6 protein-coding genes are annotated in these 2808 nt (G+C 42.6%); all 6 read left to right on the top strand.

The features are described 5' to 3' along the window. A partial coding sequence (locus V7R55_RS19350) for an antibiotic biosynthesis monooxygenase family protein (RefSeq protein ID WP_334060992.1) occupies window positions 1-323 on the top strand: 323 nt, incomplete at its 5' end. Between the two features lie 569 nt (window positions 324-892). Further along, on the top strand, window positions 893-1099 hold the full coding sequence (locus tag V7R55_RS19355; protein WP_012518317.1) for a hypothetical protein: 207 nt from the start codon (window positions 893-895) through the stop codon (window positions 1097-1099). A 164-nt stretch (window positions 1100-1263) separates the two neighbouring features. After that, complete coding sequence (locus V7R55_RS19360) at window positions 1264-1575, top strand: hypothetical protein (RefSeq protein WP_055018621.1); 312 nt, start codon at window positions 1264-1266, stop codon at window positions 1573-1575. A gap of 177 nt (window positions 1576-1752) precedes the next feature. Continuing rightward, window positions 1753-2016 carry a BrnT family toxin gene (locus V7R55_RS19365; RefSeq protein WP_014997213.1) on the top strand — a complete coding sequence of 88 codons (264 nt, stop codon included), beginning with the start codon at window positions 1753-1755 and terminating at the stop codon, window positions 2014-2016. Next, on the top strand, window positions 2006-2251 hold the full coding sequence (gene brnA / locus V7R55_RS19370) for a type II toxin-antitoxin system BrnA family antitoxin (protein ID WP_281716495.1): 246 nt from the start codon (window positions 2006-2008) through the stop codon (window positions 2249-2251). The genes V7R55_RS19365 and brnA overlap by 11 nt, the downstream gene beginning before the upstream one ends. Before the next feature lie 123 nt (window positions 2252-2374). After that, a complete protein-coding gene (locus tag V7R55_RS19375) occupies window positions 2375-2713 on the top strand; it encodes a hypothetical protein (RefSeq protein ID WP_334060998.1) in 339 nt (112 codons plus the stop codon). Window positions 2714-2808: the final 95 nt, after the last annotated feature.

The raw sequence follows: 2808 nt of genomic DNA on the forward strand, positions 1-2808 counted from the left end.
AGGTGCTTCTGGGAATAAGGAACAATAATCAAATGATTAAACGGATTTTTAGTGTAGTTGTGTATCCAGAACTTCAGGAAGAATTTGAAGACAAGTTTCATAATTTGGCCCTTCCAGACACACTTTCGTCACACGGCTGTTTGTCAGTCGAAATAAGTAAACCAACTAGTTGTAACCCAAACACTTATTTAATGGTGAGTGAATGGGAGTCAGTTAAAGCTTTAGAGAACAAGTTTGGTGTTAATTGGCATCTAGCGTCCATTCCAGAAATAATGAAAAAATATGAACAATCTCACACTATCCAGCATTATGAATCTTGGTAATAATAAACACGCACCTAACAAAAAAATCAAGTCACTCACTTCGTTCGCTGGGACGCATACATGCGGGGCGGCTTCGCCATTATGCCCCACATGCCTGCGCCCCTTATTTAAAAGTTAGGCGTCATTTACTTACAGCATTAAAATGTGGGTTAAATTGTGACTTTCCGGCATCAAGGTTGTTTCGCTAGGTTGTCTTTGCAGCTTGCTTTTTCGGTAGTTTCAACGGCTTTAGCAACGCGCTTTTTATCAACACCGAAAAGCCAACATTCAACATCACCAGTCTTCTAAGCTCACTCATTTATCCCGAATTGTCGTTAACATCTGGTATTTCGCACATGGTTGTTTTATCTTAATTTCAACAATTTAAACACGCGGTCCATTTGGCTAGTGGTGGCAGCAAAGCTGCGTACTTTCCTTTGTACGCCTAACAAAACGCTGTTGGCACTCCCTTCGGTCGCTGGGACGCTAACACGTGGGCTGGCTCGCTTCGCTCGGATTTTAGCCCACGTGCTAGCGCCCCAAAGCTTAGCGTTAGAGCTTACGGGATTACTTTAACAAAGGAGAATTAAATGGCAGTTTATAGCCAAGAGGCCACAGAATTAATGTCAAAGTATAGGGAAGCGGACGAAGCAGAATCCGTTGCTATTAAAGCGCTTGACGAATACATGAAAGCTGGAGGCGGTGAACTAATACGAGACTTGTCTGAGAAAATGGAAAGTGCACACGCAAAGAAACTGTCAATTTATAACGAGATGCAAAAATACAGGCTCGACTAACTGGTTGTTTTCAAAGCAGCTCTAACAAAACGCTGTTGGCACTCCCTCCGGTCGCTGGGACGCTAACACGTGGGCTGACTCACTTCGTTCGGATTTTAGCCCACGTGTTAGCGCCCCAAAGCTTAGCGTTATACACTTTGATGAAACCTAAACATTGGAAGTTAATGAGAAAGCTATCAATTGCTTATGTCGCAGCAGTTGCAGCTTTACTTTTAATTGAAATATTCGTATTCACCTTCGTGGACTACGGTCATAAACCGTCTAATTTTGTAGGTTGTTACGCCTATGACGCAATGCTTGTAGGGTTTAAATGTGTTGGGATACCAGCGTCTGAGTTCTTTTCTTTCGCTTTAAACTTTCCGCTTTATCACGTGTACATGCCGTTCTTCGTTTTATGGAATCCGCTTTTAGCTTTTGCGGCTATTGCAATGTATTCGCCAGTGGTTATGCTGCTTGTATCCAGTAACAAGGTTTAATCGGCACGTGTATAACAAAAAAATCAAGTTCGCCCGCTGCGCGGGCTGGGACGCAAACATGTGGGCTGCTCACTTCGTTCGAATTTTAGCCCACATGTCTGCGCCCCTTATTTAAAAGTTAGCTGCCCCACAAATTTACCTCTTGCAGTCTGAGTCAAAAAGGTATAATTTTTACTCATGCAGAATTTCGAATTTGACCAAACTAAAAGTGATTCTAATTTAAGTAAACATGGAATCGACTTTGTAGAAGCCCAAAAGCTTTGGAATGACCCAATGCTTTTGGAGATCCCGGCAAAAACAGAAGATGAACCTAGATATATCGTTATTGGTCTTATCGGTGCCAAACACTGGACAGCAGTGATTACTCACAGGAATAAAAATATTCGAATTATTTCTGTAAGACGCGCCAGAAAATCAGAGGTGGCAATTTATGAAAGCTAAAAACTTTGAAGATAAATTCGAGAATGGAGATGAAGTTCTTCAACACTTAGATTTGTCTAAAGCCAAACGTCCCATGCAAAAACAAAAAAGGATTAACGTAGACATTCCAGAATGGATGATTGATTCCCTAGACAGAGAAGCTGGTCGTGTTGGCGTCACTCGCCAATCTATAATCAAGGTTTGGTTGGCTGAAAGACTTGAGCAATCGCAGTCTTTAGAACGCACAGGCAGCTAACAAACGCATTAACACTCGCTGCGCTCGCTGGGGACAAAAACACGTAGGCTCCCTCACTTCGCTCGTTATTATAGCCTACGTATTTTTGCCCGTTATGCGGGCGTTATAAGCCAGATTAAGGCCATGGAAATACTCTTTTTTATAATAGGCGTGGCCCTATATTTGGCTGCATTAAACTTGTTAGTTAAAGGCCACAAGTCGTTAAACCTTCGCTTCGGCTGGCCAACCCCATCAGGGCTAGCCAACAATGCATTCTGCTATTTCTTTTTTGCCGCGTTTATTTGTGTGGTCATTCCTTTTGCTTTCTTTTTTCCATTATGGCTCAACACGTTTTTGCCAGCTCTACAGTCAACACAAACGAATAGCGCACTTCTCATACTGTTCGGTGGCTTTGCTCTTTCCGTAGCAGTTTGGTTAAACTATAAAAAATCTAAACGAGGCAGTTTTAACAGTGGCTTATAACAAACAAATTATGTCACTCGCTGCCGCTCGCTGGGACGCAAACACGTGCGCGGCTTCGCCATTATTGCACACGTGTTTGCGCCCCATATTTGGAA

The sequence above is a fragment of the Alteromonas sp. S005 genome, from assembly GCF_036864475.1.
Classification (GTDB): Bacteria; Pseudomonadota; Gammaproteobacteria; order Enterobacterales; family Alteromonadaceae; genus Alteromonas.